This is a genomic window from Pseudomonas sp. GW823-FHT05G12 (assembly GCF_058795575.1).
Genome location: NZ_CM179501.1, coordinates 2,126,457 through 2,140,112, shown reverse-complemented (window position 1 = coordinate 2,140,112; position 13,656 = coordinate 2,126,457). Strand labels below are relative to the sequence as shown.

The window sequence follows — 13,656 nt, the reverse complement described above, 5'->3', positions numbered from 1 at the left end:
TTCCGCTCATGGTGCTACCAGGGCGATGCGCCTACCCTGCGCACCACGAGACTCGAGCACGCTCAGCACACAGAGAGTTAACCCGCATGCCCACCCGTTCCAAGATCATCTATACCTTCACCGACGAAGCCCCCGCCCTCGCCACTTACTCGCTGCTGCCGATCATCGAAGCGTTCACCGCTTCGGCTGACATCGCTGTCGAAACTCGCGACATTTCCCTGGCTGGCCGTATCCTTGCCGCCTTCCCGGAGCAACTGGGCGCAGAGAAGCAAGTAGGCGATCACCTGGCGGAACTGGGCCAGCTGGCTACCACCCCTGAAGCCAACATCATCAAGCTGCCGAACATCAGCGCCTCGGTACCGCAGCTCAAAGCCGCGATCAAGGAACTGCAAGGCAAGGGCTTCAACATCCCTGACTACGCCGACGAGCCGGCCACCGCGGAAGAAAAAGAATCCCGCGCCCGCTACGACCGCATCAAGGGCTCCGCCGTGAACCCGGTGCTGCGCGAAGGCAACTCCGACCGCCGCGCGCCGCTGTCGGTCAAGAACTACGCCCGCAAGCACCCACACAAGATGGGCGCCTGGGCCGCTGACTCCAAGTCGCACGTTGCCCACATGACCCAGGGCGACTTCTACGGCAGCGAAAAAGCCGCACTGATCGAAGCTGACGACAGCCTGCGCATCGAGCTGGTCGGCAAAGACGGCAGCACCACCGTGCTGAAAGAAAAGACCGCCGTCAAAGCCGCCGAAGTCATCGACTGCGCCACCATGAGCCGCAAGGCCCTGAAAGCCTTCATCGCCGAGCAGATCGCCGATGCCAAGGCCGCCGGCGTGCTGCTGTCGGTGCACCTGAAAGCCACCATGATGAAGGTCTCCGACCCGATCATGTTCGGCGTCATCGTCGAAGAATTCTACAACGACGTGCTGACCAAGCACGCCGCTGCCCTGGCCGAAGTAGGCTTCAACGCCAACAACGGTATCGGCGACCTGTACGCCCGCATCAAGGACCTGCCAGCCGACAAGCAGGCCGAGATCGAAGCCGACATCCAGGCCCTGTACGCAGAGCGCCCGGCCCTGGCCATGGTCAACTCCGACAAAGGCATCACCAACCTGCACGTGCCGAGCGACGTGATCGTCGACGCCTCGATGCCGGCCATGATCCGTGACTCGGGCAAGATGTGGAACGCCGCAGGCGAACTGCAAGACGCCAAGGCCGTGATCCCGGACCGCTGCTACGCCGGCATCTACCAGGCCACCATCGAAGACTGCAAGGTCAACGGTGCCTTCGACCCGACCACCATGGGCAGCGTGCCGAACGTTGGCCTGATGGCGCAGAAAGCCGAAGAGTATGGCTCCCACGACAAGACCTTCCAGATCAAGGCTGACGGCGTGGTTCGCGTAGTCGATGGCAAGGGCAACGTCGTGCTGGAGCAGAACGTCGAAGCCGGTGACATCTTCCGCATGTGCCAGACCAAGGACGCGCCGATCCAGGACTGGGTCAAGCTGGCCGTCAACCGTGCCCGCCTGAGCAACACCCCGGCGGTGTTCTGGCTGGACCCGGCTCGCGCCCACGACGGCGTCATGATCGAGAAGGTGCAGAAGTACCTGAAAGATCACGACACCACCGGCCTGGACATCCGCATCCTGGCACCGGTCGACGCCATCAAGTTCTCCCTGGCCCGCATCCGCGAAGGCAAGGACACCATCTCGGTGACCGGCAACGTGCTGCGTGACTACCTGACCGACCTGTTCCCGATCATGGAGTTGGGCACCAGCGCCAAGATGCTGTCGATCGTACCGCTGATGAGCGGCGGTGGCCTGTTCGAAACCGGCGCCGGCGGTTCGGCTCCGAAGCACGTGCAGCAGCTGGTTGAAGAGAACTTCCTGCGCTGGGACTCGCTGGGTGAATTCCTGGCCCTGGCCGCTTCCCTGGAGCACCTGGGCAACACCTACGACAACCCGCGCGCCAAGGTTCTGGCCAACACCCTGGACCAGGCTACCGGCAAGTTCCTCGACACCAACAAGTCGCCGTCGCGCAAAGTCGGCGGTATCGACAACCGCGGCAGCCACTTCTACCTGACCCTGTACTGGGCCGAGGCCCTGGCCGCTCAGACGGACGACGCTGCCCTGCAGGCACGCTTCGCACCACTGGCAAAAACCCTGGCCGAGAACGAAGCGACCATCGTCGCCGAGCTCAACGCCGTTCAAGGCAAGCCAGCCGATATCGGCGGCTACTACGCCCCGGATGCCGAGCTGACCGCCAAGGTGATGCGCCCAAGCCAGACCCTGAACAGCGCCATCGCCGCCCTGTAAGGTTCGCTTGAAGTAACAGCACAAACCCCGGCCACGCACCGGGGTTTGTGCTTTCTGGATCGGGGCCGCTGCGCAGCCCTTCGCGGGGTTGCCCGCTCCCACAGGAAGGTGCTGCCAGCAAGACCTGCACTGCACCTGTGGGAGCGGGCGAGCCCGCGAAGGACCGCAAGGCGGTCCCGGCAATCTGAAAGGACATGGCAAATGACCTGGCAACCCCACATCACCGTCGCCACCATCGTCGAGCACGAAGGCAAGTTCCTCTTCGTCGAGGAATTCAAAGCCAACCAGCACGTCTTCAACCAGCCTGCCGGCCACCTCGAACCCAACGAGACCCTGCCCCAGGCCGCCCTGCGCGAAACCCTGGAAGAAACCGCCTGGGAAGTCGAGCTGACCGGCGTGGTCGGCATCTACCTGTACACCGCCCCCAGCAACGGCGTGACCTACCAGCGCGTCTGCTTCGCCGCCCGCCCCGTGCGCCATCACGCCGACCTGGCACTGGACAGCGACATCGTCCGCGCCGTGTGGCTGACCCGCGACGAACTGCTGGCCGACCCCACTCGCTGGCGCAGCGAGCTGGTGCCGCGCTGCCTGGATGACTACCTCAAAGGCCCGCTGCACAGCCTCGACCTGCTACGCGACTGACGCGGCGCCGCGGGTTTGATAGAATCGGCGTTTTTCCCCCTTGATACACACCGGTACCCATGACCAGCCCAGCACTTAAAGACCCCGCCAAGACCCGCGTCATCGTCGGCATGTCCGGCGGCGTGGACTCTTCCGTCTCAGCCCTTCTGCTCATCGAGCAGGGCTACCAGGTGGAAGGGCTGTTCATGAAGAACTGGGAAGAGGACGACGGCACCGAATACTGCACCGCCCGTGAAGACCTGGCCGACGCCCAGGCCGTGTGCGACCGTATCGGCATCAAGCTGCACACCGCCAACTTCGCCGCCGAATACTGGGACAACGTGTTCGAGCACTTCCTTGAGGAATACAAGGCCGGCCGCACACCCAACCCCGACATCCTCTGCAACCGCGAAATCAAGTTCAAGGCGTTTCTCGACTACGCCCTGTCGCTGGGTGCCGACCTGATCGCCACCGGCCACTACGTGCGCCGCCGCGATACTGGCGCGCTCACCGAACTGCTCAAGGGCCTGGACCCGAACAAGGACCAGAGCTACTTCCTGCACGCCGTCGGCGGCCAGGAAATCGCCCGCACACTGTTCCCGGTCGGCGAACTGGAAAAGCCCGAAGTACGCGCCATCGCCGAAAAGCACGGCCTGGCCACCGCCAAGAAGAAAGATTCCACCGGCATCTGCTTCATTGGCGAGCGCCGCTTCAGCGACTTCCTCAAGCAGTACCTGCCGGCCCAGCCAGGCGACATTGAAACCACCGAAGGTGAAGTGATCGGCCGCCACCATGGCCTGATGTACCATACCATCGGCCAGCGCCAGGGCCTGGGCATTGGCGGCCTGAAGGATGCCAGTGACGAGCCGTGGTACGTGCTGCACAAGGACCTGGCCCGCAACGTGCTGGTGGTCGGCCAGGGCAACGAGCACCCATGGCTGTTCTCCCGCGCCCTGCTGGCCTCGGAAATTTTCTGGGTCAACCCGATCGACCTCGACAGCCCACGGCAGTTGACTGCCAAGGTGCGCTACCGCCAGAGCGACCAGCGATGCACCCTGGAACGCACCGCCAGCGGCTACCGCGCCGTGTTCGACGAGCCTCAGCGCGCCGTGACGCCGGGCCAGTCCGTGGTGTTCTACGATGGCGAAGTGTGCCTGGGCGGCGGCGTGATCGAGGCTGCCGAGCCGTGGAGCCCGCGCGCATGAGCAACCTGCAGGAGCAGCTGATCGCGTTGGGTGGTGTGTTCCAGGCCGCCGTGCTTGTCGACCGCATCGCCCGCACCGGCCAGGCCAGTGAAGCCAATATCGGCTGCATGCTGGGCAGCCTGCTGGTGCGCGACCCCAAGGACACCCTGGAGGTGTTCGGCGGTGACGACCTGAACCTGCGTGACGGCTACCGAGCGCTGATCGGCGCCCTTGAGCGCGACCCCAACAGCCTGCAACGCGAGCCGCTGCGCTACGCCCTGTCGATGCTGGGCCTGGAGCGCCAGCTGAACAAGCGTGGCGACCTGCTGGACACCATCGGCAACCGCCTGCCGCAAATCCAGTCGCAGGCCGAGCATTTCGGCCTGGTTCACGAAAACGTCATCGCTTCCAGTGGAGCCTTGTACCAGGACACCCTGAGCACCTTGCGCCAGCGCATCCAGGTGCATGGCGACATGCGCTTCCTGCAGCAGCCCAACAATGCCTCGAAGATCCGCGCCCTGCTGCTGGCCGGCATCCGCGCCGCGCGACTGTGGCGGCAGCTGGGCGGGCACCGTTGGCAACTGGTGTTCAGCCGGCGCAAGTTGCTGAACGAACTGTACGACATGATGCGCAGCCCCAACTGACGGGCTGGGCAGCCCTTTGTGGGAGCGGGCGTGCCCGCGAAGCAGGCGACGCGGTGTATGGCACCGGCTACGCCGGTGTTCGCGGGCATGCCCACTCCCACAGGGTCTGCCACCAGATCCAAATTGGGCCGACCTTTGGTCAGCCACCCGACCCAGGCGCATTTTTCATGTATGATATGCGCCCTTCCAAAAGCCTGACTGTCCGAGAACACCCCATGCAGCTTTCTTCGCTCACTGCGGTTTCCCCTGTAGACGGCCGTTATGCCGGCAAAACCCAGGCCTTGCGCCCCATTTTCAGCGAATTCGGCCTGATCCGTTTCCGCGCCCTGGTCGAAGTGCGCTGGCTGCAGCGCCTGGCCGCCCACCCGCAAATCGGCGAAGTGCCGGCGTTCTCCGCCGAAGCCAACGCCCTGCTGGACAGCCTGGCCACCGATTTCAAGCTGGAGCACGCCGAGCGCGTCAAGGAAATCGAGCGCACCACCAACCACGACGTCAAGGCCATTGAATACCTCCTCAAGGAGCAGGCCGCCAAGCTGCCTGAGCTGGCCAAGGTCAGCGAGTTCATCCACTTCGCCTGCACCAGCGAGGACATCAACAACCTGTCCCACGCCCTGATGCTGCGCGCCGGCCGTGACGAAGTGCTGCTGCCGCTGATGCGCCAGGTCGCCGACGCCATCCGCGCCCTGGCCCACGCCCACGCCGAAGTGCCAATGCTGTCGCGCACCCACGGCCAGCCGGCTTCGCCGACCACCCTGGGTAAAGAGCTGGCCAACGTCGTGTATCGCCTGGAGCGCCAGATCGCCCAGGTTGCCGCCGTGCCGCTGCTGGGCAAGATCAACGGCGCCGTGGGCAACTACAACGCCCACCTGTCGGCCTACTCGCAGATCGACTGGGAAGAGAACGCCCGCGCCTTCATCGAAGACGAACTGGGCCTGCAGTTCAACCCGTACACCACCCAGATCGAGCCGCACGACTACATCGCCGAGCTGTTCGACGCCATCGCCCGCTTCAACACCATCCTGATCGACTTCGACCGTGATGTGTGGGGCTACATTTCGCTGGGTTACTTCAAGCAGAAGACCGTCGCCGGCGAAATCGGCTCGTCGACCATGCCGCACAAGGTCAACCCGATCGACTTCGAAAACTCCGAAGGCAACCTGGGTATCGCCAATGCGCTGTTCCAGCACCTGGCCAGCAAGCTGCCGATCTCGCGCTGGCAGCGTGACCTGACCGACTCCACCGTGCTGCGCAACCTGGGCGTGGGCTTTGCCCACAGCGTCATCGCCTTCGAGGCCAGCCTGAAAGGCATCGGCAAGCTGGAAGTCAACGAAGCTCGCATCGCCGCCGACCTGGACGCCTGCTGGGAAGTGCTGGCCGAGCCGATCCAGACCGTGATGCGCCGCTTCAACATCGAAAACCCCTACGAGAAGCTCAAAGAGCTGACCCGTGGCAAGGGCATCACCCCAGAAGCGCTGCTGACCTTCATCGACGGCCTGGACATGCCAGCCGAAGCCAAGGCCGAGCTCAAGCAGCTGACCCCCGCTACCTACATCGGTAACGCGGCGGCCCAGGCCAAACGCATCTAAGCTGAGCGTCGCGTACAACGCCCGGCCTGGCCGGGCGTTTTTATTCCCGTACGAAAATTACGTTTTTTCAATAGGTTGAACATGAATCCTGATACTCCACTGCAGCTGCTCGGCGGCATCTCGGCCCGCGAATTCATGCGCGACTACTGGCAGAAGAAGCCGCTGCTGGTACGCCAGGCCTTCCCGGACTTCATCAGCCCGATCGACCCCGACGAGCTCGCCGGCCTAGCCCTGGAAGACGAAGTCGAGTCGCGTATCGTGCTGGAGCACGGCGCACACCCGTGGGAGCTGCGCCGCGGCCCGTTCAACGAAGACACCTTCGCCGAACTGCCGGAAAAAGACTGGACCCTGCTGGTACAGGCCGTTGACCAGTTCGTTCCGGAAGTGGCCGAACTGCTGGAAAACTTCCGCTTCCTGCCCAGCTGGCGTATCGATGACGTGATGATCAGCTTCGCCGCCCCGGGTGGCAGCGTCGGCCCGCACTTCGACAACTACGATGTGTTCCTGCTGCAAGGCCACGGCCAGCGCAACTGGAAGATTGGCCAGATGTGCAGCAGTGACAGCCCGCTGCTGGAGCACGCCGACCTGCGTATCCTGGCCGAGTTCGAGCAGAGCGGCGAGTGGACCCTGGAGCCCGGCGACATGCTCTACCTGCCACCGCGCCTGGCCCACTACGGCGTGGCCGTGGATGACTGCCTGACCTACTCGGTCGGCTTCCGCGCACCGAGCGCTGCCGAAGTGCTGACCCACTTCACCGACTTCCTCGGCCAGTTCCTGCCCGACGAAGAGCGCTACAGCGACGCCGACGCCCAGCCGGTCAGCGACCCGCACCAGATCCAGCACGATGCCCTCGACCGCCTCAAGGCGCTGCTCGACAAGCACATGGGCGACAAGGACCTGCTGCTGACCTGGTTCGGCCAGTTCATGACCGAGCCGCGCTACCCCGAGCAGATCGTTGGCGAAGAGCTGAGCGAGGAAGAGCTGATCAATGCCCTTGAGCAAGGCGCCATCCTGATCCGCAACCCCAGCGCACGCCTGGCCTGGTCCGAATTCGAAGACGACCTGCTGCTGTTCGCCAGCGGCCGTAGTTGCCCACTGCCTGGCAAACTGCGAGAGCTGCTGAAGCTGGTATGTGCGGCCGACGCCCTGCACATCGATAACCTGGCCGAGTGGCTGCAGGATGAGGATGGCCTGATGCTGGTACAGCAGCTGGTCAAACAAGGGAGCCTGGGATTCGCCAATGAATAAGATCAGCGTTCGCCTCGCCGATTGGCACAAAGACAACGCCGACATCCGCCGTATCCGTGAAGCCGTGTTCGTCGCCGAGCAGCACATTCCACCAGAGCTGGAGTTCGATTCGGAAGACCAGGACGCCCTGCACTTCCTGGCCCTGGAAGGCGACTATCCAATCGGTACTGCGCGCCTGCTGGCCGACGGCACCATCGGGCGCATCTCGGTGCTCAAGGACTGGCGTGGCCTGAAGGTGGGCGATGCGTTGGTCAATGCGGTCATCGTCGAAGCGCAGAACCGCGACCTGAAACAGCAGATGCTCAGCGCCCAGGTGCACGCCACGCCGTTCTATGAGCGGCTGGGCTTTCGCGTAGTCAGCGAGGAATTCCTCGAAGCTGGCATCCCGCATGTCGACATGGTGCGCGACTCGCGCGCCTGATCCATCACCTGCACTGGCCGCTTCGCGGGTAAACCCGCTCCTACAAGCACCGCGCTTCCCTGTAGGAGCGGGTTTACCCGCGAAGAGGCCGGCTCAGGCGATATACATCCCCGCTGACAAAAAACCTGTACATCCATCCAGATAAAACTTGCCTCTGCGCCCCCGCTTGCGCATCCTATGGCCCACCACCCCGATGAAGCGTCCCCGGCCATGCGCCTGTTTCTCTGCGAAAAACCCTCCCAGGCAAAAGACATCGCCAAAGTGCTCGGCGCCAACCGCAAAGGCGACGGCTGCTGGCAAGGCACCGACATCTGCGTAACCTGGTGCATCGGCCACCTGCTGGAAACCGCCCCGCCCGACAGCTACGACGAACGTTACAAGCGCTGGAACCTGGCCGACCTGCCGATCATTCCAGACAAGTGGAAGATGCTGGTAAAGCCCAAGACCGCCAGCCAGTTCAAGGCGGTCAAGCGCCTGCTCGGTGAAGCGCGGGAGCTGGTGATTGCCACCGACGCCGACCGCGAAGGCGAAATGATTGCCCGCGAGCTGGTCGAGCACTGCCGCTACCGAGGCCCGGTGCAGCGCCTGTGGCTGTCGGCACTGGACGACGCCTCCATCCGCAAGGCCCTGGCACGCCTGCTGCCAGGCCACGAGACGTTCAACCTGTACCACTCGGCGCTGGGCCGCTCACGCGCCGACTGGCTGATCGGCATGAACATGAGCCGGCTGTTCACCTTGCTGGGCCGCCAATCCGGCTACCAGGGTGTGCTGCCGGTAGGCCGCGTGCAAACGCCGACCTTGCGCCTGGTGGTCGACCGTGATCGCAGCATCGCCAACTTCGTGCCGGTGCCGTTCTGGGCCATCGACGTACAGCTGGAACACGCCGGCCAACGCTTCAATGCCCAATGGCGCGCTCCCGAAGACGCCTGCGATGACCAAGGCCGCTGCCTGAAGCAAAGCCTGGCACAGCAGGCCGCCACCGACATCGGCCATGCCGGCACTGCCCGAGCGGTAAAGGTGGCGACCGAGCGTGTGCGCGAAGCGGCACCGCTGCCCTTCGACCTTGGCACCCTGCAGGAGCTGTGCTCGAAAAAGTTCGGCCTCGGCGCCCAGGAAACCCTCGACATTGCCCAGGCACTGTACGAAACACACAAGCTGATCACCTACCCGCGCAGCGATTGCGGCTATTTGCCACAAAGCCAGCACGCCGAGGCACCCGCCATCCTTGCCGCCCTGCAACGGGCCGATGCCAGCCTTGCGCCGCTGCAGCCCTACCTGGAGCCGCAACGCCGCTCGCGGGCGTGGAACGACGCCAAAGTCAGCGCTCACCATGGCATCATCCCCACCGCCGCCGCCAGCGACCCCTCGCGCCTGCCGGCCAAGCACAAGGCCGTGTACACCCTGATCCGCGCCCGCTATCTGGCGCAGTTCCTGCCCAACCATGAGTACGACCGCACCCAGGCCGACTTCGACTGCGCCGGTCATGCGCTGCGTGCTGTGGGCAAACAGATCGTCGAGCCGGGCTGGCGCCGCGCCTTGCCCGAAGCGCTGACCCCGGCCAAAGGCCGCGAGGCACCACCGGCCCAGGTGTTGCCAGCGCTGCGCGAAGGCCAGGACTGCAACGTAAACGGCCTGCAACTGAAAGACCTGTGGACCCAGCCGCCCAAGCCGTTTACCGAAGGCGACCTGATCAAAGCGATGAAAAACGTGGCCAAGCTGGTGGATGATCCTCGGCTGAAGCAGAAACTCAAGGAAACCACCGGCATCGGCACCGAGGCCACCCGCGCCAGCATTATCCAAGGTCTGCTCGACCGCGGTTACCTGGTAAAGAACGGCAAGGCGTTGTCGGCCACACCTGCGGCCTTCAGCCTGATCGACGCTGTTCCCCGCGCGATTGCCGACCCCGGCACCACGGCGATCTGGGAGCAGGCGCTGGACATGGTGCAAAGCGGCGAGATGACCTTGGACGAGTTCGTCGCCCGGCAGTCAGCGTGGATGGGCAAGCTGGTCGAGCGTTGCAGCGGCATGCGCATGACCATCAGCGGGCCAGCGGCCGGGGCGGCCCCGCCCTGGAAAAAGAAACGTCGCGGTGGCGGGAAGAGCAAAGCGACTGGAAGCAAGGCGACCCCAAACAAGCCACGACAGGCGCGAAAAAAGCGAGCCCCCCTGTAGGAGCGGGTTCACCCGCGAAGAGGCCAGCCCAGGCAACACATTAACCACAGGCAAACCACAAACCCCGACCAACACATTGGCAACGTGAAATTTAACTGCTAACTTTTCATGAAAATAAACATAATAATTTTCACGGAAAATCCTGCATGTTCAAACAATCCGCCCAGCACGTCGCCAGTTACTACGCCCAGACCTACCCCGCCAACATCCCATTACGCCCTACCCTGCAAGGCGCTCAAGACACCGACGTGCTGATCATCGGCGCCGGTTTCAGCGGCCTGCACACTGCCCTGCGCCTGACCCAGGCCGGCAAACGCGTAACGCTGCTGGAGGCCAGCCGGGTTGCCTGGGCGGCCTCCGGACGCAACGGTGGCCAGGCGCTGTTGGGCTGGTCGTGCGACATGCCGCCGCTGGAGCAGGCCCTTGGCACCGAACGCACCCAACGGCTATGGGCCAGCATGTGCTGGGCCGCCGACGAAATGCGCGAACTGCCCCAACGCCACGGCTTCGACATCGACTACCGGCAGGGCAGCCTGTGGACTGCGGTATTGCCGCGCCGGGTGAAAATGCTCGAAGAGGCCCTGCATGATGCCGAACATAAATGGGGTTACGACGCCCTGCGCCTGATCGGCCGTGACGAGTTGCCGCAATGGGTCGACAGCCCGCGCTACCAGGCCGCGCTGTACGACGCCAAAGGCGCCCACCTCAACCCGCTGAAACTGGCGCAGGGCCTGGCCAATGCCATAGAGGCTGCCGGCGGGCGAATCTACGAACAGAGCCAGGTGCGCAGCTACGAGCAGGCTCGCGACGGCTATGTCGCCCGTACCGACCGTGGCGAAGTTCGTTGCCAGGTATTGGTGCTGGCCTGCAACGCTTACATCGATCGCCTAGACCGCAGCCTGTCGCGTCGCCTGTTGCCAGTCGGTTCCTACCAGGTAGCCACTGCGCCTCTGGATGCCGACTTCGCCCATTCGTTACTACCTCGCAACAGTTGCGTGATCGACAACCAGTTCGTGCCCGACTACTTCCGCCTCACCCCAGACCACCGCCTGCTGTTCGGCGGTGGCTGCACTTACCTGGGCGGCATTCCCAAGGACGTCGCCAGCGCCACCCGCCCGTACCTGGAGCGGGTATTCCCGCAACTGGCCGGGGTGGCCATCGACTATGCCTGGGGTGGCCACATCGATTGCAGCATCAAGCGCACCCCGGACGTCGGCCGCGAGGGCCAGCGCTACTGGTTGCAGGGTTTCTCCGGCCATGGCGTACTGCCGACCCTGGCGGCGGCGCGTGCGGTCAGCGATGCCATTCTCGGCGATGAAGACCTGTTGGCGCTGTACCAAGCCATCGACAACGGCCGCTTTCCCGGTGGCGACCTGCTGGCTGCGCCATTGGAAGCTGCGGCAAAGGCCTGGTACCGCATGCGCGATCGCGTCTGAAGGGCATAAGTGCGGGCCTCTTCGCGGGTGAACCCGCTCCTGCGCATTCAAAATCCATGAGCCCCCTGTAGGAGCGGGTTCACCCGCGAAGAGGACCGCACAGGCAACACAACTTCCTGATACCCGCCAAAATTCCTCCTATTCTCAATAGCTCCCTTCGCTTCCTGCACTCTGGAGACACGACGATGAGCTATGTAACCACGAAGGACGGCGTACAGATCTTCTACAAGGACTGGGGCCCGCGCGATGCGCCGGTGATCCACTTCCACCACGGCTGGCCGCTCAGTGCCGATGACTGGGACGCGCAGATGCTGTTCTTCCTCGCTGAAGGCTACCGGGTGGTCGCCCACGACCGGCGAGGCCATGGCCGCTCCAGCCAGGTATGGGACGGCCACGACATGGACCACTATGCCGACGACGTAGCCGCCGTGGTCGCCCACCTGGGCACCCAGGGTGCCGTGCATGTCGGCCACTCGACCGGCGGCGGCGAGGTGGTGCGCTACATGGCCCGGTACCCTGAAGACAAGGTGGCCAAGGCCGTGCTGATCGCGGCCGTACCCCCCTTGATGGTACAAACCCCCGGCAACCCCGGTGGCCTGCCCAAGTCGGTATTCGACGGCTTCCAGGCCCAGGTTGCCAGCAACCGGGCGCAGTTCTACCGGGATGTGCCAACAGGGCCGTTCTACGGCTACAACCGCCCAGGGGTCGAAGCCAGCGAAGGCATCATCGGCAACTGGTGGCGCCAAGGCATGATCGGCAGTGCAAAGGCCCATTACGATGGCATCGTGGCGTTTTCCCAGACCGATTTCACCGAGGACCTGAAGGGCATCACGCAGCCGGTGCTGGTGATGCACGGCGACGATGACCAGATCGTGCCCTATGAAAACTCCGGGGTATTGTCGGCCAAGCTGCTGCCCAATGGCACGCTGAAAACCTACAAAGGCTACCCGCATGGCATGCCGACCACCCATGCCGATGTGATCAATGCGGATTTGCTGGCGTTTATTCGTAGTTGATGTTTTCGCCAGTACCGGCCCTTTCGCGGGTAAACCCGCTCCTACGGGATTGCGCCATCTTCGTAGGAGCGGGCTTGCCCGCGAAAGGGCCGGCACTGGCAACACACCTTCCCCAGGATTACCATGCTCCCCTTCTAGTGCAGCACTTTGCCGCCTCCTTGCCTCCCTGCCTGTCAAAAACCCATGCCCTTCGAACTCACCGTAGAACCCCTCACCCTGCTGATCCTGGCGCTGGTTGCCTTCGTCGCCGGATTCATCGATGCCATCGCCGGTGGCGGGGGCCTGCTCACCACTCCGGCCCTGCTCACTGCCGGCATGCCACCGCACCTGGTCCTGGGCACCAACAAGCTCAGTTCCACCTTCGGCTCGGCCACTGCAGGTTTCACTTACTACAAACGCAAACTATTCCACCCGGCGCAGTGGCGCCCGGCATTGTTCGCCACCCTGACCGGGGCGTCGCTCGGCGCCGTCATTGCCCACTACATGCCAGCCGAATGGCTGAACAAGATGTTGCCGGTGATCGTCTTCGCCTGTGGCATCTACCTGTTGTTCGGCGGCACGCCCAAGGCACCGCTGGATGCCGATGCACCGATCAAGAAAAAGTGGCAAGTGCCGCAAGGCTTCACCCTGGGCTTCTACGACGGCGTAGCCGGCCCAGGTACCGGGGCGTTCTGGACGGTCAGTACCCTGCTGCTATACCCCATCGACCTGGTACGCGCCAGCGGCGTGGCGCGCAGCATGAACTTCGTCAGCAACATCGCGGCGCTGACGGTGTTCATCATTTCCGGGCAGGTGGACTACATCGTCGGCCTGTGCATGGGCCTGTCGGTGATGGTCGGCGCCTTTTTCGGCGCACGCACGGCGATCAGCGGCGGCAGCAAGTTCATCCGCCCGGTGTTCATCACCGTGGTGCTGGCGTTGACCGTGCGCCTAGCGTGGCAACACTGGTTCGGGCAGGCCTGAACCTTTGTACCCGATCATGAGGCCCATCAGCCGTACTATCATTTATGCCAGTT

At 63.8% G+C, this 13,656-nt stretch carries 11 protein-coding genes; all 11 read left to right on the top strand.

All coding sequences use genetic code 11. The features are described 5' to 3' along the window. The first annotated feature begins 86 nt into the window (after positions 1-86). The 11 genes from AC3RCM_RS09620 to AC3RCM_RS09570 all read left to right on the top strand — a co-directional run bounded on the left by AC3RCM_RS09620 (position 87) and on the right by AC3RCM_RS09570 (position 13,603). Complete coding sequence (locus tag AC3RCM_RS09620) at positions 87-2,312, top strand: NADP-dependent isocitrate dehydrogenase (RefSeq protein ID WP_492629540.1); 2,226 nt, start codon at positions 87-89, stop codon at positions 2,310-2,312. 201 nt (positions 2,313-2,513) lie between these two features. Next, positions 2,514-2,954: an NUDIX hydrolase gene (locus AC3RCM_RS09615; RefSeq protein ID WP_010954816.1), complete on the top strand. Its 441-nt coding sequence runs from the start codon at positions 2,514-2,516 to the stop codon at positions 2,952-2,954. Positions 2,955-3,013: 59 nt separating this feature from the next. Next, complete coding sequence (gene mnmA / locus AC3RCM_RS09610; RefSeq protein ID WP_064491931.1) at positions 3,014-4,138, top strand: tRNA 2-thiouridine(34) synthase MnmA; 1,125 nt, start codon at positions 3,014-3,016, stop codon at positions 4,136-4,138. Further along, the gene (hflD, locus tag AC3RCM_RS09605; protein WP_010954818.1) at positions 4,135-4,761 is read left to right on the top strand and encodes a high frequency lysogenization protein HflD; all 627 of its coding nucleotides are present in this window, start codon (positions 4,135-4,137) and stop codon (positions 4,759-4,761) included. Before mnmA ends, hflD begins: the two co-directional genes overlap by 4 nt. A gap of 215 nt (positions 4,762-4,976) precedes the next feature. After that, positions 4,977-6,347, top strand: a complete 1,371-nt coding sequence (purB, locus tag AC3RCM_RS09600; protein WP_010954819.1) for an adenylosuccinate lyase — start codon at positions 4,977-4,979, stop codon at positions 6,345-6,347. Between the two features lie 81 nt (positions 6,348-6,428). Then, positions 6,429-7,595, top strand: a complete 1,167-nt coding sequence (locus AC3RCM_RS09595) for a ribosomal protein uL16 3-hydroxylase (RefSeq protein ID WP_014590368.1) — start codon at positions 6,429-6,431, stop codon at positions 7,593-7,595. Beyond that, positions 7,588-8,016, top strand: a complete 429-nt coding sequence (locus AC3RCM_RS09590) for a GNAT family N-acetyltransferase (protein ID WP_003251237.1) — start codon at positions 7,588-7,590, stop codon at positions 8,014-8,016. The genes AC3RCM_RS09595 and AC3RCM_RS09590 overlap by 8 nt, the downstream gene beginning before the upstream one ends. 210 nt (positions 8,017-8,226) lie before the next feature. Then, positions 8,227-10,188, top strand: a complete 1,962-nt coding sequence (locus tag AC3RCM_RS09585; RefSeq protein WP_198747841.1) for a DNA topoisomerase III — start codon at positions 8,227-8,229, stop codon at positions 10,186-10,188. Positions 10,189-10,334: 146 nt separating this feature from the next. Next, positions 10,335-11,624 carry an NAD(P)/FAD-dependent oxidoreductase gene (locus AC3RCM_RS09580; RefSeq protein WP_064491932.1) on the top strand — a complete coding sequence of 430 codons (1,290 nt, stop codon included), beginning with the start codon at positions 10,335-10,337 and terminating at the stop codon, positions 11,622-11,624. A 185-nt stretch (positions 11,625-11,809) separates the two neighbouring features. Next, complete coding sequence (locus AC3RCM_RS09575) at positions 11,810-12,640, top strand: alpha/beta fold hydrolase (protein WP_064491933.1); 831 nt, start codon at positions 11,810-11,812, stop codon at positions 12,638-12,640. 183 nt (positions 12,641-12,823) lie between these two features. Then, positions 12,824-13,603: a TSUP family transporter gene (locus AC3RCM_RS09570; RefSeq protein ID WP_060489072.1), complete on the top strand. Its 780-nt coding sequence runs from the start codon at positions 12,824-12,826 to the stop codon at positions 13,601-13,603. Positions 13,604-13,656: the final 53 nt, after the last annotated feature.

What these genes read in the sequence shown, in the direction of transcription:
- AC3RCM_RS09580 (WP_064491932.1), top strand. Translation starts at nt 10,335, where the DNA reads ATGTTCAAACAATCCGCCCAGCACGTCGCCAGTTACTACGCCCAGACC.
- mnmA (WP_064491931.1), top strand. Translation starts at nt 3,014, where the DNA reads ATGACCAGCCCAGCACTTAAAGACCCCGCCAAGACCCGCGTCATCGTC.
- AC3RCM_RS09585 (WP_198747841.1), top strand. Translation starts at nt 8,227, where the DNA reads ATGCGCCTGTTTCTCTGCGAAAAACCCTCCCAGGCAAAAGACATCGCC.
- hflD (WP_010954818.1), top strand. Translation starts at nt 4,135, where the DNA reads ATGAGCAACCTGCAGGAGCAGCTGATCGCGTTGGGTGGTGTGTTCCAG.
- AC3RCM_RS09615 (WP_010954816.1), top strand. Translation starts at nt 2,514, where the DNA reads ATGACCTGGCAACCCCACATCACCGTCGCCACCATCGTCGAGCACGAA.
- AC3RCM_RS09620 (WP_492629540.1), top strand. Translation starts at nt 87, where the DNA reads ATGCCCACCCGTTCCAAGATCATCTATACCTTCACCGACGAAGCCCCC.
- AC3RCM_RS09595 (WP_014590368.1), top strand. Translation starts at nt 6,429, where the DNA reads ATGAATCCTGATACTCCACTGCAGCTGCTCGGCGGCATCTCGGCCCGC.
- purB (WP_010954819.1), top strand. Translation starts at nt 4,977, where the DNA reads ATGCAGCTTTCTTCGCTCACTGCGGTTTCCCCTGTAGACGGCCGTTAT.
- AC3RCM_RS09590 (WP_003251237.1), top strand. Translation starts at nt 7,588, where the DNA reads ATGAATAAGATCAGCGTTCGCCTCGCCGATTGGCACAAAGACAACGCC.
- AC3RCM_RS09570 (WP_060489072.1), top strand. Translation starts at nt 12,824, where the DNA reads ATGCCCTTCGAACTCACCGTAGAACCCCTCACCCTGCTGATCCTGGCG.
- AC3RCM_RS09575 (WP_064491933.1), top strand. Translation starts at nt 11,810, where the DNA reads ATGAGCTATGTAACCACGAAGGACGGCGTACAGATCTTCTACAAGGAC.